Annotated in this window: 12 protein-coding genes; 10 read left to right on the top strand and 2 right to left on the bottom strand. The window is 66.9% G+C overall.

Going from position 1 to position 21883, the window contains the following annotated elements; translation table 11 throughout:
• Positions 1-19: 19 nt before the first annotated feature.
• Positions 20-1153 carry a DNA polymerase III subunit beta gene (dnaN, locus tag NAG42_RS19925; protein ID WP_250031887.1) on the bottom strand — a complete coding sequence of 378 codons (1134 nt, stop codon included), beginning with the start codon at positions 1151-1153 and terminating at the stop codon, positions 20-22.
• Positions 1154-4034: 2881 nt separating this feature from the next.
• On the bottom strand, positions 4035-5801 hold the full coding sequence (gene dnaA / locus NAG42_RS19920; protein ID WP_250031881.1) for a chromosomal replication initiator protein DnaA: 1767 nt from the start codon (positions 5799-5801) through the stop codon (positions 4035-4037).
• 590 nt (positions 5802-6391) lie between these two features.
• On the opposite strand from dnaA, the gene rpmH reads away from it, so the two are divergent.
• The 10 genes from rpmH to NAG42_RS19870 all read left to right on the top strand — a co-directional run bounded on the left by rpmH (position 6392) and on the right by NAG42_RS19870 (position 21856).
• On the top strand, positions 6392-6529 hold the full coding sequence (gene rpmH / locus NAG42_RS19915; RefSeq protein WP_221380940.1) for a 50S ribosomal protein L34: 138 nt from the start codon (positions 6392-6394) through the stop codon (positions 6527-6529).
• A gap of 33 nt (positions 6530-6562) precedes the next feature.
• Entirely contained in the window at positions 6563-6919 is a 357-nt protein-coding gene (rnpA, locus tag NAG42_RS19910) for a ribonuclease P protein component (RefSeq protein ID WP_250031880.1), read from the top strand.
• A complete protein-coding gene (yidD, locus tag NAG42_RS19905; protein WP_215795203.1) occupies positions 6916-7173 on the top strand; it encodes a membrane protein insertion efficiency factor YidD in 258 nt (85 codons plus the stop codon). Before rnpA ends, yidD begins: the two co-directional genes overlap by 4 nt.
• A gap of 1 nt (position 7174) precedes the next feature.
• Positions 7175-8212 carry a membrane protein insertase YidC gene (gene yidC / locus NAG42_RS19900; protein ID WP_250031879.1) on the top strand — a complete coding sequence of 346 codons (1038 nt, stop codon included), beginning with the start codon at positions 7175-7177 and terminating at the stop codon, positions 8210-8212.
• A gap of 138 nt (positions 8213-8350) precedes the next feature.
• A complete protein-coding gene (locus NAG42_RS19895) occupies positions 8351-8917 on the top strand; it encodes a Jag family protein (RefSeq protein ID WP_250031878.1) in 567 nt (188 codons plus the stop codon).
• 790 nt (positions 8918-9707) lie between these two features.
• Positions 9708-10418, top strand: coding sequence for a 16S rRNA (guanine(527)-N(7))-methyltransferase RsmG (rsmG, locus tag NAG42_RS19890; protein WP_438872417.1), 711 nt, complete (start codon positions 9708-9710; stop codon positions 10416-10418).
• A 1071-nt stretch (positions 10419-11489) separates the two neighbouring features.
• The gene (locus NAG42_RS19885) at positions 11490-12458 is read left to right on the top strand and encodes a ParA family protein (protein ID WP_438872425.1); all 969 of its coding nucleotides are present in this window, start codon (positions 11490-11492) and stop codon (positions 12456-12458) included.
• Positions 12455-13537: a ParB/RepB/Spo0J family partition protein gene (locus NAG42_RS19880; protein ID WP_250031877.1), complete on the top strand. Its 1083-nt coding sequence runs from the start codon at positions 12455-12457 to the stop codon at positions 13535-13537. Before NAG42_RS19885 ends, NAG42_RS19880 begins: the two co-directional genes overlap by 4 nt.
• A gap of 335 nt (positions 13538-13872) precedes the next feature.
• A complete protein-coding gene (locus NAG42_RS19875; RefSeq protein WP_250031876.1) occupies positions 13873-14112 on the top strand; it encodes a hypothetical protein in 240 nt (79 codons plus the stop codon).
• 6952 nt (positions 14113-21064) lie between these two features.
• On the top strand, positions 21065-21856 hold the full coding sequence (locus tag NAG42_RS19870) for a hypothetical protein (RefSeq protein WP_250031875.1): 792 nt from the start codon (positions 21065-21067) through the stop codon (positions 21854-21856).
• Positions 21857-21883 lie beyond the last annotated feature (27 nt).

Below are 21883 nucleotides of genomic sequence, written 5' to 3'. Positions count from 1 at the left end.
GATTCTCTCGAGCCCAGTATCAGCGGGTTACCCGGATCGGCATGATCAGATAGCGGTAACCGGGCACGATTTCGCCGTTTTCGCCTGAGGGGGAGATCACAGCAGGCTTGAACGCGTCGACGAAGGCGAACACCGCGGTCGGGGCGCCCAGGTTCTGCAGGCCGTCGATCAGGTACTGCGGGTTGAAGCCGATCGTCAGCGGCTCACCCGTGAAGGTGGCCTCCATCGCCTCGCTGGCCCGCGCCTCCTCCGTCCCACCGGCCTCGACGACCAGACCGTCCTCGCTGAAGCTCAGCAGCACCGGGGTGGTGCGCTCGGCGACCAGCGCGACCCGTCGGACAACCTCGACCAGCGCCGCCACGCCGACCCGGGCCTCCGCGTTGCTGGTGGCCGGGAAGAGCGAGCGGACCGGCGGGTAGTTGGCGCCGTCGAGCAGGCGGCTCGTGGTGCGACGGGTGCCACCGGCGAAGCCGATCATGCCCTCACCGGCGTTGCCCTGAGCCAGCGCGAGCACCACCGAGCCGCCGAGCGGGCCGAGCGTCTTGGCGGTGTCGTTCAGCGTCTTGGCCGGGACCAGAGCGTTGAGGCTGATCTCGGAGTCGTCCGGGTTCCACTCCAGCTCGCGCATGGCCAGCCGGTAGCGGTCGGTGGCCAGCATCGCCATGTTCGACCCGTTGAGCTCGATGCGCACACCGGTCATCATCGGCAGCGTCTCGTCGCGGCCGGCGGCGATGGCCACCTGGGCGACCGCGGCGGCGAAGGTGGCGGCGTCGACCGTGCCGGCGCTGGACGGCATCTCGGGCAGGCTCGGGTAATCCTCGACCGGCATGGTCGGCAGCGTGAAGCGGGCGCTGCCGCAGACCAGCTCGAGGTGGGAGCCGACCGCGGCGATGTCCACCGGCTTGGCCGGCAGCGCCTTGGTGATCTCGGCGAGCAGGCGGCCGGAGACGAGCGCGGCGCCGTCGGCGTCGGCCTGCACCTCGACGGTGACCTGGCTGGAGACCTCGTAGTCGAAGCCGGAGACCTGGAGACGGCCGTCGGTGACGCGCAGCATGACGCCGGCGAGAACCGGCACCGAGGGCCGGCTGGGCAGGCTCTTCGCCGTCCACGCCACGGCGTCGGCGAGTGCGTCTCGCTCCACCCGGAACTTCATGCTGTCCTCCGCGTCGCTTTCTTTCGTCGGGGCGTCGTCGACCCCCACGAACCTTATTCGTCGGGCCGATCGTGACCTAATCAGTGTCGTCCACCATCGTGACCGCTGACTAGGCGCCCTCGCTGTCCCGGAGCGTGCCGACTCTTCCCGTACGTCTCCCGGGGTGCCACCCGGTGCCTATCTCGACGTCGTCGCGTCAGCCGTCGTCCCGTGCCTCGTGTCGTCCTCTCGGCGGGGCGTGCCGTCGTCATGCGGTGCCGTCTCCGTGCCATGCCGTGCCGTCGTCCCGCAGTGCCGTCTCCGTGCAGTGCCGTCTCCGTGCCGTGCCGTCTCCGTGCCGTGCCCTCGTCCTGCAGTGCTTCGAGTCCAGTGCTTCGAGTCCTGGCGTTCGAGGAGGCTCCTGGCCCTCGCGCTTCCGCTGGTCTCGATCTGGGCCAAGTGCCGGAGGTCCTGGATCCCGGGCCCCTGGTTCTCGGTGCGCTCTTGAGGAGCGGGACCGCTGACGAGCCGTCAGAGGACCGATCCACACCATCCACAACGCCGTTGATTGCTTTTTGTTTTCTATTAGAGAGATAACTAGTCGTCTTCATCGGTCCTGTGCACTCTGTGGAGAACTCGTGTTTCCGCAGCTCAGAGGGTTATCCACCGGTGATTCACATGTGGGTAACCAGGGTATAAACCCCCTCCTGGGTCCACAGCCGCCGGCTCGGCCGAGGGTTGTCCACCGTTGTCCACCGGCTATCCACCGGATATCCACGGGGTTTGTCCCCCGGCATGTGGACAACGTCGGGACGCTTCCGGCCCGTCGTCCCCAGTTTCTTCAACAGGAAATCCACACGCTTCCACAGGCGGTGGAAATCTGAGTGACTCTCCGTGTCTGTCCACATCGATTTCCCCAGGCTTCATCCACATCTGTGGAGGAAGCGTGAGCCGGTTGTCCACCGCTGGGGACAAAGCCTGTGAACTCCTGTGGATTAGTGTGGAAAACGTTGGCACGAAACCGTTCCGTCCCGGCGTTGACAAACACCGCCTGGGGATGAGCGTCATCCCGAACCCGATCGGGTCGTGTTGTGGGTCATGCGAGTCGCGGACCTGTGGATAACTAGTGGGCTTAAGTGCTCAGTACTGTGCACAAGCTGTGGACAAATGCGGCAGAACCGGAATAATTACGCCATCAGAGTGACGCTCAGCCGTGTGGACAGTGCCCCGTTACGAGGCATCCGGGAGGCCCGAGCGCTCGGCGCGGAATCCGGCGCCCCCTGGAATGAGCCAGCCGGCGTCGTGCCGATCATCGCTTTGGCGTGTCTGTGGGATCGCAGCGCCCAGTGCGGCCGTCAGCCACACACCGCACAGCCTGTGGACAACTCGTCGGCCCGGGCCGGGTGACCGCTGCTACCTGCGCAAACGGCCTGTGGACGGCCGACTGTCGCTGTGCAGTGCAAAGTTGTCCACAGGCTGTGTTCGGCTCTTACGCGCCGTGGAATGGCACCCAGCTTGGGGGCGGCGATCCGGTGCTGACCCTGGTGATGGCCCGGTGTCTCCCGCCAGGTGAGCCGATGGTGCAGCCGTTGTTCTTGCGCCGCCGCCGTCCGGAGTGTGCCGACTTATGGCTCGCGCGTCGGCCCGGGGAAGGTCACCGACTGGCCGTGCGGGCTGTGGGGTGCGCGTCGGCTTGTGGAGAGGACGCCGCCGACGGCTGGTACAGGTCGGCTGTTGGCGCCCGCGTCCGCCTGCGGAAAATGCTGGCTGGTGTCGGCGTCAGCTTCTGTGCGTGTGACTCTCGCCGGGCGGGTGGTCGGCGGCGCGTAGAAAGCCGGGTTCTTAGACGGCCCAGACCTGGAACGACCCGGCGCGCGTCAACTCGCCAGGCGTGCGCCGGCTATTGCGAGCGCAACAATCCGCCAGCGTGTTCCAGCTCGGGGGTGTCGGTGGGCGGTTGAGGGCCACACCTCAGCTGGTGAGGGTCTCTTCCTCGCGCACGCGCCCGGCGTGGCCGGCGGTCAGCCGGCAGGCGGAGGCGACGATCGCCGAGATCAAGTTGGGCTGGGCCGGGGCCGAGCCGACGGCAGGTGGAGGCGACGGCGATCGTCGGGGATCGAGCCGTGCTGGGCCAGGGCCGAGCCGGCGGGTGGAGGCGACGGCGATCGTCGGGGATCGAGTCGTGCTGGGCCGGGGCCGAGCCGGCGGGTGGAGGCGACGGCGATCGTCGGGGATCGAGTCGTGCTGGGCCGGGGCCGAGCCGGCGGGTGGAGGCGACGGCGATCGTCGGGGATCGAGCCGTGCTGAGCCAAGGCCGAGCCGGCGGTGGCGGGCTGCGCTGGTTCGGGAGGGCGTGCGTCGGGTTTGGCTGGCGCGCGTCCGGTTTGGGCGGTGTGCGTCGGCTTTCGGAGTTTGCCTGGCTGAGCCCGCCGTGAGCGGAGTCCGGAGCGTCCCCGCAGTTGCATGGGCAGGTTTTGTGAGGTGTGTCGGCGTGAACTGGTCCAGAAGGGACCACGATGCTCGGTGCAGGGACGGCTGCCTCGACGAGCGAGACGGTCGGATTTGTTGATTGCCGCCGACGCTTCGTTGAGGTGCGGTGGTGGTTTGGCTGCGCAGATGCCGGCTGTCACGGACCCGCGTTTGTGGGGGTGTGGGCTGGTGGGGCTGGTTCATCTGGCGGTTGCGGGCCCGGGTGTTGATCGCCGTCGAGGGTGGTGGGTGGCCGGGTTCGCTGTTCGACGATCTGGTTGTCGGGCTGGTCCGGCGGCAGTGGGTGCTGGTGGCCCGGCGCGGGGGTGTTTCGGCTCTGGGCGGCGGGTGCGGGGACGGCAGTGCCCCGAGTGTGGTGGAGAAGTGCGCGACCGCGTACTGGAGGTGGGGTCGTGTCTTTTGTTTGATGCCGTCAGGTGTTTTGTTTGATGCGGTTGGTCAGCTCGGCGATCTGGTTGTAGAGCGACCGGCGCTCGGCCATGTGCTGGCGGATCTTGCGGTCGGCGTGCATGACCGTGGTGTGGTCGCGGCCTCCGAAGGCCTGGCCGATGCGCGGGAGGGAGAGCTCAGTCAGTTCACGGCACAGATACATGGCCACCTGGCGGGCGTTGACCAGCACCCGGGAGCGGGAGTGTCCGCGCAGGTCCTCGAGGGAGACACCGAAGTAGTCGGCGGTCGAGACCATGATCTGGTCGGCCGTGATCTCGGGGCCGGCGCCGTCGGGCATGAAGTCGCGCAGGACCTCCTCGGCCAGCGAGAGCTGGACCTGGGAGCGGGTCAGGCTGGCGAACGCGGTGACCCGGATCAGGGCGCCCTCGAGCTCGCGGATCGAATTGGAGACGCGCGACGCGATGAACTCGAGGACGTCGGCCGGGGCGTACATGCGCTCCTGGGCGGCCTTCTTCTGCAGGATCGCGATACGTGTCTCGAGGTCGGGCGGCTGGATGTCGGCGAGCAGGCCCCACTCGAAGCGGGTGCGCATGCGATCTTCCAATGTGGCCAGTTGCCGGGGCGAGCGGTCGGAGCTGATCACGATCTGCTTGTTGGCGTTGTGCAGCGTGTTGAAGGTGTGGAAGAACTCCTCCTGCGTCCGCTCGCGGTTCTCCAGGAACTGGATGTCGTCGATCAGCAGGATGTCGACGTCGCGGTAACGGCGCTGGAAGGCCTGCGTCTTGTCGTCACGCAGGCTGTTGATGAAGTCGTTGGTGAATTCCTCAGTGGAGACATAGCGAACACTTCGGGCATGGCCGAGCGTGGTCGCGTAGTGACCGATCGCGTGCAGCAGGTGGGTCTTGCCCAGCCCGGAGCTGCCGTAGATGAACAGCGGGTTGTACGCCTTGGCCGGTGACTCGGCGACGGCGACGGCGGCCGCGTGCGCGAAGCGGTTGGACGAGCCGATGACGAACGTCTCGAACATGTATTTCGGGTTGAGCCGGTTGCCGTCGTTCGTGCCGCGCGGGTTGCTGCTCGGGCGCATGTCGTGCGGTGATCGGCCCGGGCCGTTGTCGCCGCGCATCGGCAGGGTGTCGTCGCGCGGGTCGCCGTGCATCGAGGAACGGTCGTCGGGACGGCGCTGGTTGTCACGCAGCTGCGACGGGTCGGACGCCATGCGGTGCACGGGCGCGTCGTTGGCGTCGGCTCGGTCGGGGGGGTGCGGGACCGGGTTGCCGCCGTGGCCGGCCGGAGCCTGCTGCGGAGGCATCGGGTCGCCGAAGAGAGCCTCCTGGCCGCCGCGGGCCGTCGGGACCCCGCGCGGATACGAAGGCTGCTGGGCCGACCCGGTCGGATATCCGTCGTAGGCCGGGGGCTCGGGCTGGCGCGGAGCCTCGGCGTAGTGGCGGGGCTGTGGCTCGATCGCCTGCTCGGCCGGCGGCTCGATCGGGGTGCCGTAGACCGTGCCGGGCAGACCGGAACCGTCCTCCGACGGCTTGACCGTGACCGCGACCTGGATCGGACGGTTCAGTCGGCGGCTCAAGGCCTCGGTGATCGCTGGTCGCAGGCGCGACTCGATGACGTCGCGGGTGAAGGCGTCGGGGACAGCGAGGAGCGCAGTGTCCTCAACTATGGCGCGGAGCTGAGTCAGCTGCAGGTAGGCACGCTGCTGGCGCGACGAGATCTCGTCTGCCAGTTCGTCCAGCGTTGCCTTCCACACACCGCTCAGGTCGACCTGATCGGCCACCGCCGCGCCACCCCCATCGCCACCGACCCCCGGTGGACCTCTGTCCGGCTACCGCCTTGCCCGTCGGTGCCCTTGCGGCACGCGACGGTTCCCCCAACCCAGCACCACATTTAACGTGCTGAAGTCGCTTGGCGCCACCGGCTATCCACAGGTTATCCACAACCTGTGCACGCCCGGAGGACACTCCCCGGCCGGGTGGTCGGCAGACTTCCGGAGCCTGGTACGGCGCGGTTCGATCAGGCTCCTCGTGGCGAACGATTCACCTGCTTGTCTGGTTCTGGCCGACCCGTCGTGGTATGCGGACAGCGTTGCTGCTGACCAGCAAACGGGCACGCTAACAGCGATCTCGCCGAACCATCAACTCTGCCGTCGCCCGGCGAGGGGCCGCTCGCGGGAAAAGATTCACTACCTGTGTAGAAAGACGTGCCGGTCCGTCCGGGTGGGGGGGCGGCGGCGTGCCGGACCAGGCTATGGTTGACCGGCGTGTGCGCCCTGCGTAGGGTCGAGCGGTTGCTCCGCCGCGCTCTGCTAAAGTGGCGTCTTGCAGCTTTGATGCCCCCCTGGATGTTGTCCGAAGACGGAGTTTTGACGTGAGCAAGCGCACTTACCAGCCGAACAACCGCCGGCGTGCCAAGACCCACGGCTTCCGGCTGCGCATGCGCACCCGGGCCGGGCGGGCCATCCTGGCGTCGCGCCGCACCAAGGGCCGCGACAAGCTGTCGGCCTGAGCCGGCGGTTGTCGGGCCCGGGCCCAGGTAAACGTGCTGGCCGCGGCGCAGCGACTGCGACGTAGCGCCGACTTCGCCGCGACGATTCGCGGTGGTCGTCGCGTCGGCCGGGGCACGGTTGTCGTTCATCTGCTTCTCGAGGAGCCGGTGCAAGCCTCCACGGCGCGCGCCGGCTTCGTCGTATCCAAAGCCGTCGGCAACGCGGTGGTTCGTAACAAGGTTCGCCGCCGTCTGCGGCACCTGGTTCGCCCGCTGCTCGGCGAGCTCCCCGCCGGATCGACCTTGGTCGTGCGCGCGCTTCCGGCTGCGGCCGAGGCGATGTACGCGACTCTGGGCACCGATCTGTCCGCCGCGATCGCGGCGGCGCGCAAACCGAGGCGGCCGCGATGAGCCTGCTTGCCCGTGTGCTGACGGCGATGGTGGTCGCGTACCGTCGTTATGTGAGTCCGGTGCTGCCGGCCCGCTGTCGGTTCTATCCCTCATGCAGCGCATACGCCCAGGAGGCGCTGGCGCGACACGGCGCTGTGAAGGGGACGGGTCTTGCGGTTTGGCGGCTCCTGCGCTGTCACCCCTTCCACCCCGGCGGGTACGACCCGGTACCTGACCCGATCCGTCACCGTCCTGCCGATGTGACTGGAGCCTGAATTGAGTCTCGACTGGATCTACTACGCCATTTCGTGGATCCTTCTGCGCTGGCATTCCCTCTGGGACTTCATCGGGGTGCCCGAAGGCCGGTTCCTCGGATCGAACTGGTCATGGGTGCTGGCGATCGTCTTCCTGGTGGTGACCGTCCGGGTCATCCTCTTCCCCGTCTTCGTCAAGCAGATCAAGAGCCAGCGGGCCATGCAGGCGCTGCAGCCCAAGGTCAAGGAGCTGCAGGAGAAGCACAAGGGTGACCGGGAGACGCTCCAGAAGGAAATGATGGAGCTCTACAAGGTCGAGAAGGCGAACCCGCTCATGGGCTGCCTTCCGATGTTCTTGCAGATCCCCGTCTTCCTCGGCCTGTTCCACGTCCTCCGGCGGCTCAACCCCGACAACTCGGGCAAGACCCTGTACGGCTGGACGGTCGAGCAGTTCGAGAGTGCCACCCACGCGTCGCTGTTCACCGCGCCGCTCGCCGGCAAATTCGGCTCCACCGCCGAGGAGCTCACCGCTCTGCAGGCCAACGGCACGACAGTCAAGATCATCGCCGGCATCCTGGTGCTGATCATGATGTCGACGACCTACCTGACCAGCCGCCAGATGATCCTCAAGACCGGCTGGGCCGAGGACCCGCAGCAGAAGATGATCCAGCGCCTGATGCTCTACGGCATCCCGCTGTCGCTGCTCGTCTCGGGTGCCCTGTTCCCCATCGGCGTCATCATCTACTGGGTCACCAACAACCTGTTCACCCTGGGTCAGCAGCAGTGGGTGCTCCGCAAGTTCCCGCCGCCGCCGATGGCCAAGAAGCCCGGCGCCGCTGCCCCGGCCCGCCCGTCCGGCCCGCCGGTCAAGAAGCCCGCCGGTGGTGCCGCCCCCAAGAGCCCGGTCCAGCCCGGCCGCAGCGGTGGCCTGTTCGGCAAGAAGCCGCAGCCCGAGCCGCCGGCCCCGGTCGTGGACACCAAGGCCCTGGCGCCCAAACCCGGTGCCAAACCGGTGAATCCCAAGAAGGGCGCCCGACCGGCGAGCAAACCCAAGGGATGATCGCTGCCCGGGCGTCCGTCAGCGGATGCCCGGGCGCTCCCCTTGCCTATACCTCCCCGCGGCCCGGCCATTGCCGACGCTGCCGCGGGAAACAGCGGACCGAGCGGGTCCGGCCCGATTGAGTACGGAGATGAGACCGTGACCGACACCAGCACGCCCGAATCGTCGGTCTCCGCGTCGTCCGAGGCTGAAGCCTCGACCGCGACGGCCGAGGAGACCAAGACGTCGGAGACCGTCGCCTCCGACGGGGACCTGTTCCGCCAGAGTGAGATCGCCGCCGACTACGTCGAGGGTCTGCTGGACATCCTCGACTACGACGGCGACATCGACGAGCTCGTCTCGGCGGGCCGGCCGATGGTCGAGGTGGTCGGCGGCCGGCTGCAGCCGCTGGTCGGCCAGCGCGGTGCCACGCTGGAGGCGCTGCAGGAGCTGACCCGGCTGGCGATCTTCCGGGCCACCGGCTCGCCGTCGCGGCTGCTGCTCGACATCGGCGGCTACCGCGCCTCGCGCCGCAAGGAACTGGCCGCGGTCGCGCGCAACGCGGTCGAGAAGGTCAAGGAGCACGGCGACCCGGTGCGGCTCGAGCCGATGTCGGCCTTCGAGCGCAAGTGCGTGCACGACGTGGTGAACGCGATCTCCGGCGTGCAGAGCGAGTCGGAGGGCGTCGAGCCCAACCGGCGCATCGTGGTGCGTGCGGCGGACTGAGATGACTGACCCACGCTTCGGCGCGGGAGACGCCGGCCCGGGTGAGGAATCGCCCGGGCCGGCGTCTTTCCCGGGCAAAAACCGAGGACGAGGCGTACGCCGTCCGTTGGCTTTCCCGGGGCGGCCGCAGAAGTCGTCCCCGCCCCGCCCGCCATCGGCCTCCCCCTCATCAGCCTCACCGTCGTCGGCTTCACCGTCGTCGGCTTCACCGTCGTCGGCTTCACCGTCGTCGGGTGAGCAGGCGGACCCCGGAACCTTGTCAGCCTCACCGTCGTCGGGTGAGCAGGCGGACCCCGGATCCTCGTCGGCCTCGGCGTCGTCGGCTGAGCAGACGGCTACCGCAGCCAGGTCAGGCTCGTCTTCATCGAATGCGCCGGCGGCCGCTTCAACCTCGTCGGCTCTGTCTCCCCCGACGACCATCGCGCCGTCACCGGATCAGCCGGAGTTTGCACTTTCTGACTCGCCGGTTGCCCGAACTCCTGGTGAGCCCGCGTTTCTGTCCGACCCTTTCCTGCCGCCGGCAGCGGAACCGTCTTCCGGCGCCTCATCCGAGCCGTCGAGACCCGAATCCGATCGGTCCGAGTCCGGCCAGCTTGGTTCCGAAGCACCAGCCCCGGCCGCACCACCCCGGTTGCGGTCAACCCGGGCGGCACCTGACGCCGAAGCTGGAGCTGGAGCCCCTCGGTCCGGTTCTTCGTCTTCGGACGCCATCCGTGCGTCGTCGAGCTCGCCCACTCCGGGACGGGAGGGCGATGTCGCCAACGCCGAGCCACCGGCGGAGATCGCCGCAGTGGCGGCGAAGGTCTTCGGGAACCGGCTGGGGCTAGCGGTCGACTATGCCCGGCTGCTTGTCACCGACGGCGTGGTGCGGGGACTCATCGGACCTCGGGAGGCGCCACGCATCTGGGATCGGCACTTGGTGAATTGTGCCGTGGTGTCCGAGATCATCCCTATCGGGGCTTCCGTCGTCGACGTAGGCTCTGGCGCCGGTTTGCCCGGTATCGTGCTGGCAGTGGCCCGGCCGGATCTGAGTATCACCCTGGTCGAGCCGCTGGCACGACGCACCGCGTTCCTGTCGGAGGCGGTGGCCGCTCTGGGTCTCGAATCGACCGTCACGGTCGTCCGGGGCCGCGCCGAGGATGTTGTCGACGGGCCCCCCGCCGGCGCCGACATCGTCACCGCGCGGGCGGTCGCCCCGCTCGACCGGCTCGCCGGTTGGTGCCTGCCTCTGGCCAAGGTCGGCGGCAGGTTGCTGGCGCTCAAGGGCGCCACGGCGGCCGACGAGGTGGCGGAGCACCGGGACGCGGTGGCCGCCCTCGGCGGTGCCGCACCGGTCATCCGGCTGTGTGGCGAGGGTCTGATCGACCCGCCCACGACAGTGATCGAGGTCGTCGTGCAGACGAGGCCGAAGCCGCCCACCCGGGCAGCCGGCTCCGGGCGCGACGCGGGCCGACGATCCGGCGGTCGTGACTCCGGGCGAGGACGATCGCGGAGGGGATAGATGTCCAGGCGGGGCGCGCGGAAACGAACCACGAAGGCAAGGCGCCCCGACCAGGGAAACCCGTCGGCCGGACACGCCGGGACGCCCCACCCCGCAGCGTTGCCCCCAGGCGACCCCAGCAACGCGTCTGGCCCACGACCCGGTCGGGGCGACTTGGCAGCCAGCCCCGCCTCGACTGGTCCGATCGGCATGACCATTACGTTCTCTTCGGCCCCGGTGGGATCTCGCAGCACATTCGCCATCACCGCGACGGGGATGACGTTCGTCCCGCCGTCGCCGGCGTCCAGCCCGTCCTCGACCCCTCCCTCACTGGTGTCTTGCGCCGCTCACGACGAGGTGACAGCCGTCCCGTCTGGGGACCCACGAACAGGTGACTCGCCGGGGCCAGACAAAGTGGTTCAAGCAGACGATGACGAGGCTTCGGGAGCTGGGGCTTTGCGTTTGTCCGCAGCCCCCCGGCGTACGGGAATGGGTCTCACCGCCGGCCAAGCAGAAGCGCCGCACGCAGCGGATGGATCAACTGCGGCCGGCGACTTTGGTGCCGTTACATCCGAATTGGTGGCTGAGGCCGAGGACGCTGGAGGCACCGCAGCGGGAGTTGTGTCGAGCGCGACGGTGCTGGAGGCGTCGGCTGACGGAAAACCGTCTACGATGCAGGCGCATCATCAAGCGGTCGGCCATGGCAAGGCTCGCCCGACCACCGTAGGCTGGCCGAGCGTCGATAGTGTGGACCGGTCTTCTGCCGCCGGAACGCACGTGTCGCCGCCCGACCCGTTCCTCACCAACAGGGATAAAACGGTGCATGAGTACGGTGTTTCACGTGAAACCGAGTCATCTCTCGACCGCAATCACGCGTCGGGGACGGGCGTGAGCGCTCACGGTGGCGCATCCAACACCGGCGAGCAAGGTGTACCTGCCCCTCGTGCTGTCAACAACTACACTCCGGGCGGTCAGATCTACGGAAGTCCGGCGGCGCAGCCGAGCTCCGACGAGTCCCGTCGCCCCGCTCCCTCTCCTCGGTCAGGGCCGCCGGCCGTGACCCCCTCACCCGTGCCCGTCTCTGCCGTACCGGTGTCTGCCGCGCCCGTTCCGAGTAGCCCGGCGTCTCCCGCCGAGGCTCCTTTGAGCGCGGACGAGCACGTTTCACGTGAAACGCCGGTGCGGGATGAAGACGATCCGCCGCTAGCCATGGAAGCGTTGCGAGCTGTGCAGATCCTCAACCCGAGCGGCGAGATCACCATGCCGCGTCCGGACCACCCGAGGGTGCTCTGCGTCGCGAACCAGAAGGGCGGCGTCGGCAAGACCACTACCACCGTGAACCTTGCCGTGGCTCTGGCCCTGCACGGTAACCGCGTACTGGTCGTCGATCTCGACCCCCAGGGGAACGCGTCCACCGGCCTCAACGTGCCGCACCACGCAGGCGTGCCCGACGTATACGACTGCCTGATCGACAACGTGCCTCTGTCCGAGGTCGCACAGGCGGTCGAAGGCATCCCGAATTTGTGGTGTGTGCCGGCGACGATCGACCTGGCGGGCGCTGAGATCGAGCTGGTGTCGGTCGTGGCGCGAGAGTCCCGCTTGGCTCGAGCCATCGCGGCGCACCCGGAACAGTTCGACTACGTCTTCATCGACTGCCCACCGTCACTGGGGCTGCTGACGGTCAACGCGCTCTGCGCCGCGCAGGAAGTGCTCATCCCGATCCAGTGCGAGTACTACGCGCTGGAAGGGCTGAACCAGTTGATCAACAACATCAACCTGGTCCGGCAGCACCTGAACCCGACGCTGGACGTCTCCACGATCCTCTTGACCATGTACGACCGTCGTACGCGGCTGGCCGACGCGGTTGAGCAGGACGTGCGGAACCACTTCGGAACCAAGGTCCTCAACGCCGTCATCCCCCGAAACGTGCGTGTTTCGGAGGCTCCGAGCTATGGGCAGTCCGTGATGACCTACGATCCGGGTTCACGGGGCGCGACCAGCTACTTCGAGGCCGCCCTGGAGATCGCGATGCGTGGGGTCAACACGGGAGGCACGGCATGAAGAAAGGCCCTCGGGGCGGACTGGGCCGTGGCCTCGGCGCTCTGATCCCGACGGCGCCGGCTCCGGTCGAGGCCCCCGCCGCGGTGTCAGCGCCGGCTCCCGCGCCTGCTTCACCTCCGCCTGCCTCGCCGCCGCCGGCCGCTGCGGTTTCCCCGTCATCGGTGGAGCCCGTTGCGCCTCCCGCCGCCGAGCCTGCTTCCTCGGCCGAGCCTGATCCAGCACCAGCCGACATCGATGGTCTCGCGCCGGTGCCGGGTGCCCGCTTTGCTGAGCTCGCCGTCACCGCGATCGAGCCGAACTCGAAGCAGCCCCGTCACGTCTTCGACGAGGAAGCACTCGACGAACTCAAGACCTCGATCCAAGAGGTCGGTTTCCTGCAGCCGATCGTCGTCCGCGAGATCGGCGACGGTCGCTACGAGCTGGTCATGGGTGAGCGTCGTTGGCGCGCCGCCCAGGCGGTCGGACGCGAGACGATCCCGGCGATCATCCGCGAGACACGCGACGACGCGATGCTGCGCGACGCCCTGCTCGAGAACATCCACCGAGCCAACCTGAACCCTCTGGAAGAAGCCGCTGCCTATCAGCAGCTGCTCGAGGAGTTCGGCGCAACCCACGAGGAGCTGGCCAAGCGGATCGGGCGGAGTCGCCCACAGATCTCCAACACGATCCGTCTGCTCAACCTGCCGGCGCCCGTGCAACGCCGGGTTGCCGCCGGTGTCCTCTCGGCCGGCCACGCTCGCGCGCTCCTCGGCCTGGACGACGGCGAGGCCCAGGAGAAGCTGGCGCTCCGGATCGTCGCGGAGGGTCTTTCCGTACGGGCGACAGAAGAACTCGTCTCACTCGCGATCGCCGACGGACCGGCCAAGAAGGCCGCCCCCGCACGACGCCCGCGCGTCCACGCGCCGGCTCTGAACGATCTGGCCGAACGGCTCTCGGACCGCTTCGACACCCGGGTGAAGGTCGACATCGGCCGCAACAAGGGCAAGATAACGATCGAGTTCGCCACGGTGGACGACCTCGAACGGATAGTAGGCATGATCGGTGTGGACGAGGAAGGCGCCGGCGGCAGCGACGATTAACTCCGCCGGACTCACTTCAGAAATCGGGATGCGCGAGTAATCGTGCATCCCGTTCTCGTTCTCCAACACATACGAGCAAGCCGGGTCGCGGAATGGCATTGACGAGTCTCGTCATATCACAAAAGCGCCGTGGCAAAGGGCAGAAACCAGTTCTGTCAGAGCCATTCTCCTGGGATTTCTGAACCGTGCCGATCACCACTCAGGACGAAAATCAACGCCCGGATTGCCCGATATGACGCTAGCCCCAGTGATCTCGTCGGCAAGGCGGCTCCCGACGGTCTGCGGACATCGCATGAAGAGGCTGGAGCGTCGGCGAAGCAGTCATGATCTAGTTCATGTATGACGTTCCTACATTGCTTCCGCCGTCGCTTGCTGTCGGGCGGCCTTGTTCCGTCGTCGGTCGCCGTTCGGGCGTGGCGTCATGCACAGCAATCTGTGACGTTCCAGAAAACGGCCGGAACGGCAGCGTCACCTCCAGTGCATGCATCGGTGATGCCGGCGATCAGTTGAGCGTCGAGGCGCAGAAACGGTTCGACTACGCCGCGATCTTCTACCCTCTGGCCCGATGCCTGTGAGCCGACATCAACCTCACGCCACTGTGCCGAGCGAGCCGAAGTGTTGATAAGTGACAGCGGCACCAGAGGGCTGCTTCACCCGTTCGTTGTCGTTCTATGGCATCGGGTTGGGGCCTTGGAGAGAGAGTTGCCGGACTGGCCGTGGAGGAGGCTTGATGGAGTCGTTCGGCCCTCAGACCAGTCTCCCGGCTGCAGAACGTTGAGCACCTGATCGCGCTGCCACTGCCACAAGGAAGACGCACTGACCCTTAGGTCCAACTCGTCTTCGCCCGTGCGCCGTCGACATCGTTCTACCTCGGCAACGTTGGGCCCGCCGCAGATCGACAAGTTAAGGTCGCCACGTTTCGCATGGCTGGCGTAGCCGCTAACTGCTTGGGAAGGGGCGGAACGCTCCATCTTGATCCGAGCTCGAGACCCCATCCCTCGACGCGCCACATCCACCCGGCGATCACCCGGGCACGCGCTCATCCTCCGGTACACGGGCTGCGGCCTACCTCGTCCTTAGGACGTACTCGCGACCCGGCCTATCCCGCCGCTGCGCTTCAAACCGGACACCTGCCCCCGACTGACATCGGAAGGAACGTCGTGTCCACCGGCGCCGATCGCAATCTCCACGAGGGGATCACTCGGCGAGTGAACGAGGGCTGATTTGTGGTCTACGCCGACACGGCCAGCCGCTTCGGAGCCATCCCCGGAAGACTGGTTCGCCCGCAGGGCCAGCTCAATGTTCATAGCCGCTCCCCTGCTTGACGTCAGCAGAACTCCACACTCAGTCTGCTTCCTCCACCGGGTTAGCCGCTTCACGCTTGTCAGTCAGTCAGTCAGTCAGTCAGTCAGCCGGCCGACGCCAGCGGCGGCCCGTTTCACGTGAAACAGAACTCCAGAGGTTCGGTCGTCTTAACCCGCCGCCTGCACCAGTCCCAAAGCGTGCCGAGTCGTGTGCGCTCAACAGGCATCCCAATGTCGATCGTTGTGTGCCTGGGTCTCACGCGGAAGAACCTACGGCCCGTCCCGACCGCAATTGAGGGTGCGATGTGCTTCGCAACGATGGCCCGGCGCTGGCTGGCGTTAACGCTTAGCCGACCATGCCAGAGAGAGCATGCCCCATCATCGCGCCTGGCCGATCCGGCCTGATGGACGTTGAGGGCTCCTTCCCCTCCCTGGGATTCAGCCGATAACCAGAGCCAACACCTCCCCGTTCAACAGATGCACTACCCGCATGCTGGCAAGTGCAACGATCGGCGAAGTCGAACCCCGTCTACCGTGGGCCGACGAGCTCGCGGGGTGTTTCACGTGAAACGCACTCGCTGACGCACCTAGGGACCTAAGGAAGCGCGACGGGAGTTCCAGCACCCTCACGCCAGTGGACCATCCGTATCACGCGACCAGCTACGTCCCACCGCGACTTCAAGCCCCGGTTGCCCTGTTCCGATCCCTGTCCTTCACCAGACAACCCTCATGCGCCGACCGAGCCGACGTTCCATGTCTAACGCTGCAGCCTGCTGCCCCCCGTAGGCACCAACACACCCGCAGCCAGGCGTCCCCTAAGCCTTAGGTTCCACATCCACGCCTCGTGCTCTTTGCGACGTCCACGCCGTGCTGATGCGCTCTGAGTCCCGAGCTCTGACTTGCGCGCTGCGGGCCCCGCATCCCGCGACTTCTCGCTGTGCGCTCTTCGCTCGTGCGTCCCGCGTTCCGCTGTTGTGCTCTCCTTCGCACGTCTCGACCTACCGTGTGCGTAGTGCTCCCGAGTCGCGCGGGCCACGCTCCGCTGCAAATTCGCATGCCGCTGGCCTCTTGTCTCCCGCGCTCTGCGCCCGCATCCCGGGACCTGCGCCCGCGACCTGCGCCCGAGACCCGCGACTTGCGCCCGCAACTTGGGACCTGCGCGCGCGCCCGTGACCCGCGACCTGCGACCGACCCGCGACCCGCGACCTCCGCCCGCGACCCGCGACCCGCGGCCTGCGCCCGCAACTTGGGACCTGCGCCCGGGCCCGTGACCCGCGACCTGCGACCGCCCCGCGACCCGCGACCTGCGCCCGCGACCCGGGACCGCTGGCAGCGACCGGCGATCGGTGACTGCGAACCGCGGCCAGCGGACCGCGGCCAGCGACCCGTGACAGCGACCGGCGACGGGCGATCAGCTGCATGCGGCCCACGGCCAGCGGTCAGCAACCCGCGACCCGCGGCCAGCGACCACCGGACGGCGACCCGTGGCAGTAACCGACGACGGGCGATCAGCGACCCGCGGCCAGCGGTCGGCGACTCGTGGCAGCGACGGCGGCGGGCGATCAGCGACCTGCGGCTCGCGGCCGGCGACTGCGGCCTGCGCCGCGGCCAGCGGCCAGTAAGCAACGGCAACGGCAACGGCAACGGCAACGGCGGCGGCCCGCGACCTGCGGCCAGTAAGCCACGGCAACGACCGGCGGCCTGCGGCCTGCGGCAGCGACGCGCGACCGCGACCTTCTGCTAGCGACCCACGGCTTGCTACCGCAGCCACAGACCCACTACCCACGACCCGCACCGTTTCCGCGTCCCCAGCCCAAGCGTCTCGACGGGTCAAGTTGCCAAACGCCATGCTTCTGCGGTCGTGCGCTGCAGACTACGCATGGGCGGCCGAGTTGTTTAACCCGTCGGTGAGCACCTCGTGCTGACCCGATGCGAGACGAGGCGATGTTTCGTCTCGCATCGTGCGTCCTAAGCCGGCGCCAGTTGTGCTGCGTCACGCTCCGCGCTGTCGGTTCTGCGCCTCATGAAGCGCAGCATCGCATCCCACGTCCTGGGTTCCTGGTCCTGGGGTGGTCCTGCGTAGTGGCTCCGGGATCGGGTCCTGCGCTCTGGGATCCGCCTCGTGGGTTCCGCCGTCTAGGTTCCGCCGCCTGGGTTCCGCGTCTTAGTCCTGGGCTCAGCGCCCTATATCCCGGGTTCTGCGTCCTGCGCCTGCGTTCTGGTTCTGGCATGTCACAGACGCTTTTTCAGGTGTGGTTAGTCGTGATCCGGAATCCCTGAGTGGCTCGGTTGCCGGCTTCTCGTACCGCTCTCTCGGACACGCGTCCCGCTCTCTCGGGATCCCACGTCAACAGTGGGCGCGAGCCTGATCGCGTTGGCGTCGGACATTGCCGACGTATACGAACACCAAGATCTTGGCTGCCACGAGCCGGCCAGTGGTCCTGATCGTGTGCTCCTCAGCGACATGCGGGCGGCTAGCGCTCTTAACGATGCAAGTACCTGTGGAAAGCGGCGTCCAGCGCCTGCCCCTTTCGGTCTCACTTCGCGCCGCCACGTTCTCCACTCGATTTGCCGCCTCTTCTGGGCGCCCAACCGCAGTTCCGTTCTGCGTGGGTCTGCGCTCGTCGGCGCCGGGCGCGCCCTGCTCCGGATCTGCGCTCAGGGCTTGTGTCTTGATCTCACTCGGGCACGGTCAGTTTCTTCGTCTCAACCCCTTCACTCATTAGGCACGACACGCCTCCGCACGTCGGGGCAATCGCTGACTCCCAAGTCTGTGCAACATTCCGGCGCTGGGATGCACGGTGGAGGTGCCGCGTTAGGTGCGACGGGTGTCCTGTTGGTCTTGCGACCCAATGTTGAGCACGGCTGGCTGTAGGGCTTGGGGGTCACTCGTTTCACGTGAAACAGCGCTGCGGCGCCCTATGTGGTGGAGGTGCCCGCGGCGGGTCTGGATAGCAAGAGAAGCTGTCTCGTTGCGTCGGCCTGAAGGCAGCGGCTCAGGAACATAGCCAGGGTGCCGCTGGCAGCTGGTCGCTGACTGGGAGGAGGTGGCTTGAGGCAGAGGCTCTGGCTGTTGGTCCACCGTGACGGCCGGCTGTTGGCGCCCTTTCAGGTAGGGCTGTTGGTTGACCAAGGTGGTCACCGTTAGGCGGAGTCGGCGAGCGATGCGCGAAGCTCCGTAAGCCGAACTCCGCTCGCGCTCATCAGAGAGTCCGAGTCATGAGCAGGTGCGATACATGGGCCGTTCGAGCGGCCGACTAGGTGGCTGCGGACGAGGGGCCCCGCCAGGTCACGCGACGATTGCCGCACGCGTGGGTGCAGCACTAGCCGGCGACCGCAACTTCGAGCCATGCTCCTGCGTCAGTTTCACGTGAACCCGTTGGCAAGGGGGGCAGCGTGCTCCTCTCCTTGAGAAGCTGCACAGGGAGGGTGAGCCATCGCGTGCGTCGACACGCCCGTGCGTCAGTTTCACGTGAACCGCCGTGGCAAGAGACAGCTTGCTCTGCCCCCTTGAGAAGCTGCAAGGGAGGGTGAGCCATCGCGTGCGCGCCGATACTGTCTCGCCGTCGCTGACTAGCCCGGCCCTCGGGGATTGGCGGAACGCCGCTCCGGACGGGCCGCGCTTATCGCGTGTACGAAGCGGACTCGGCCGCCTCGACTGAAACGACGTCCAGCCATATTTGCGTGGGAGTTTAGTTGCGTTGGCGGGCGCCAGACTGACCATGGTGACCGTCTCGCATCGGCTATGCCACGCCTCTCCTCGCGGGCGGATATGACGAGTATGTGCAGAGGCCGCCCCGGGTTTCACGTGAAACACCGCCTTCCGGAAAGCGTCGGAGATGCCTCGGCTTTGCCACCGGGCTCCACGCTGACGCTTCCTGCTCCAACCCGGGAAGTGTCGACCGCGCCTTACGCAGTGGACTTCGTGGCAGAGGATCACACGGCATCGGCTCGCGGGCTGGCAGTGCTGAGGATTCGATAAGTCGTCGGGGCCGCAACCAGTGCTCTTGGAATACTCGTGCCGCGAGTTCCGTGACAGGCCGCCAACGTTCAACTTGTGGAGTCGGCGACCGGCAAGCTGCCGACCGCAGCTCCCTGGAGGGAAGTTACAACTGGCCTTCACTGTGCCTCGGCGTTCATCGGCAGACGGCAACAGAGATTCGAGCGGCTTCAGGAGTACTTGGGCATCACAGAGGCGTGTGACGTTGGCGAGCTGGCTTGCAGCTGCCTACGGCAGGCGAGTCCCCTTCCGGGCCCGGGCGGCATCGGGGGCGGACCGATCTCATCTCGAAGTCGCGATTCAGAAGTGGTGGAGCCAGTGGTGATCCAGGGTGGTTTTCGATGGCCGGTGCGCGGCGGCGGACCCGGTGGCGACGGCGGCTTGGCGAGTCCGGTCGCAACCGCGTTCGGCGGCTGCCCATCGGGTTGCCACGAGTTCATACACCGTCGTCATGACGGCCCCGCACAGCTGTCATAAGGAGCAGTGTGAATTGAGGCGCGGGTGGCTTGGTTGAGATCGCGGTTGCACCGTTCGTACTGGGAAGCACGCGGCGCTAGCCGGATTTGACGAGGCGCTGAAGCATCTTGTCTTGGCCCGAAAGGGCTGACAACCGTCGCGGACGCAACCATGCAATCATCCCTGGCCCGGCGAGGTCGGGCCGAGCTCGTGATCGAGGCTTGGGCCGCCTCGGTGACGGCGGCAAAGACAATGGCCGTCTGCTACGGCTGCTGGCTGGACGGGTGGTCGGGATCGAGTGGCCGCGTCTAGAGCTGCGGGCGGTATGACGCGTGCTCAGGTGTGTCAGGCGGTCGTTGAGATGTGGCCTCGAACGGACTCCGATGAAGACTCTCAGCGTGTAGGTAAGTGAGTTCCAACCCAGACGAGGCTGAAGGCGCGCTAGTGGCGTTCGAGTCATGACAGCCGGATCCTCGATTACACCTGTAAGAGATCCGGCAGCATCTACGAGGTCGTACCTGACGGAAGTCCGGACAGCGCTGCTGCATCGCTGGACGTGACGAGGCATGTGTAGCAGAGGGCCTCGTTTCTAACGACGCTGGCGACGCATTGGATCGGGTCGCTAGCCCTCAGGGCAACACCTCGCCGTTGGCGCCAATACCACTGCGTCAGTTTAGAAAGATCACCGACTCAGCGTCAGCCGACATGACGCTCTGCCGCGACGGAGCACCACCGTTACATCGGTCTGAAAAACGGGAGCCGGCTCGCGAGGCATGACGCGGGAGTGCGCCAAGGCTCGAAAGCCTGCGTCATGTCTAACCGACCTGACCGGGGCGTCAGCGAAGTAGATGCGAGCCGTCAGCGGGTCACTGCTTGAGTTCCGCCGCGCGCGACCGCCGGGTTAGCTCGCGTGAACAGATCCTCTCGCTAGGCGGCACCAGCTCGGCCGAGTGCGCTTCGTCGGTACCAGCGGCACCTCGGAAGGTTGGCTGCGGCATGTGCGGTTCGCTTGTGAAACCGCCGTTGCGAAGTTCCGGATCGACCGTAGTTCTGGCGAGCAACCGCGCACGTCATGCGGCGCGGGGATCGTCCACTGATGCGTTGAGCGCTGCACCGGAGCGACTTGACCAATAGAGCCACTAGTTCTGAAGACGTGGCCTGACCGAACTGATGCGGTGTGAAGCGACCGGGCTGAGGTAGTCGAGTGGCTTGCACGGGAGGTTGGTCGACCAGCTGAGTGTTAGAGCGTTGAAGGACGTGTCGAGCTGTCGATCGTCATCGCCAACGAATGGGTGGGTGGCCAACGACCGGCTCGCTGTCGTTCGGTCGATGGGGCAGTTCGATGGATGTTGTCGGACGTGGAGCCTGGTCTTCGTCACGATCGTGGAGGCGTGCGTACGGCGCGGGCTGGGGTGCGATGCCGTTCGGATGGTTCGGGGTAAGGGTCAGCGGGACGAATAGTTATCCACAGCCTGTGTGCAACGGCTGTTGATAATCCTGCGGGCACTGTTTCACGTGAAACGGCGTTGATGTGGGGTACCCGGTTCGCCGCTGTATCCACAGGGTGTGCAGGCCTGCGACGTCGTGTTTCACGTGAAACGGGTGAGCCTGTGGATAACTTCTGTGGATAACTTTTGGAGTGTGCGAGTTTCCACGGACCGTGACGATGATCTACGTTCAGGCCTTGTGGGTGCGGCGCAGCGGGCCGTGCAACTGCCGCGAAATTGACTCAGGACAGCCGGTCCGACCTCGACTAAGGTTCCCGTCGTGGCCGACAACAACCCCCCGCTGCCCGACTTCACGCGCTGGCCGTCGTTCCCGTTCGAGGGCGACATGAGGGTCAAACCCCTGGCCGCTCCGGTCGACGTCGAGCCTCCTCGCAGCGGTGAGGACGCCGCTGATTGCGTCGCCTGCAATACCCCGGACGACGAGTACATCTGGATCAGTGAGCGTTGGCGGGTCCGGGCGATGGACCGGCCTACCGGCCTGCCGATGGTGGTCATCCTCGAATGCCGGTCCCACCTCGATATCGGCGACCTTCCGAACCTGCTGGCCGCCGAGCTCGGGGTCATGACAGTCCGACTCGAGCGCGCTATCCGGTCCCTCGATGGCGTCGCGCGAGTTCATGTGAACCGGTGGGGTGACGGTTCGGCTCACTTGCACATGTGGTTCCTCGCCCGGCCTCAGGGCCGGCTACAACTGCGCGGCACGTTCTTGACTCTGTGGGATGACATCCTTCCGGCCATTCCCGAGCAGCAGTGGCGCGAGAATCTGGCCATGGTCGCCGCGTGGCTGGCCGAGTTCGGCGGCCAGGCGATCGCCGAGCCGCCGCACATCCAGTGGGAGTCCCCGTCCACCATCAACTACGGCGGCGATCAGAAGGACACGTCTTCGGACCAGCCCGCTGATTCCGCCCGGCTGCCCGATGCCCCGACCCGCCACACATCCGGCGACCTGATCGCCGATATCCCCGCCCAAAGGGTCGGCACTGAAGAACCAGATACCTCCGCGCCGGGGACTTCTCCCGTTGCGCCGGCTCAGGTATCGACGCCGTACTGATTTCTCCGTCGATGTCGAACGCCACGG

The organism is Paractinoplanes maris, from assembly GCF_023544465.1.
Classification (GTDB): Bacteria; Actinomycetota; Actinomycetes; order Mycobacteriales; family Micromonosporaceae; genus Actinoplanes; species Actinoplanes maris.
The sequence above is the reverse complement of the archived record's forward strand: the minus strand, read 5'-3'. Positions and strand labels throughout refer to the sequence as shown.